At 58.8% G+C, this 313-nt stretch carries 1 protein-coding gene; it reads right to left on the minus strand.

Features of this window, described 5'->3' with window-relative positions; translation table 11 throughout:
• A partial coding sequence (locus tag P0G09_RS17365; protein ID WP_275253298.1) for a hypothetical protein occupies window positions 1-313 on the minus strand: 313 nt, incomplete at both ends.

The raw sequence follows: 313 nt of genomic DNA on the forward strand, positions 1-313 counted from the left end.
CACCATGGTGGTGGCTCTGGCTCCCCTGAGCCACCACCATGGTGCTGGAAACGGCATCCCGGACAAAGTTGGCTGCGGACTTGGACATATCCTCACTGACAGCATCTGCGGCACGGCCCAGAACGGTGAAGAGGTTGCCCTCACGGTTGCTCGTCTTGTTCAGCCAGTCCTTGGAAGCGGAAATGCCCCAGATATAGCTGGCACCCAGCACCACAGGACCCACGACCGTAGCGGCAGTGGTTGCAAAGCCGCCAATATCGGAACCGCCCTGGGTATAGGTCATCTCTTCTTCGGAAAGCACTGCGTATTCAGC

Source organism: Faecalibacterium sp. DFI.5.82 (assembly GCF_029076575.1).
GTDB lineage: Bacteria > Bacillota > Clostridia > Oscillospirales > Ruminococcaceae > Faecalibacterium > Faecalibacterium duncaniae.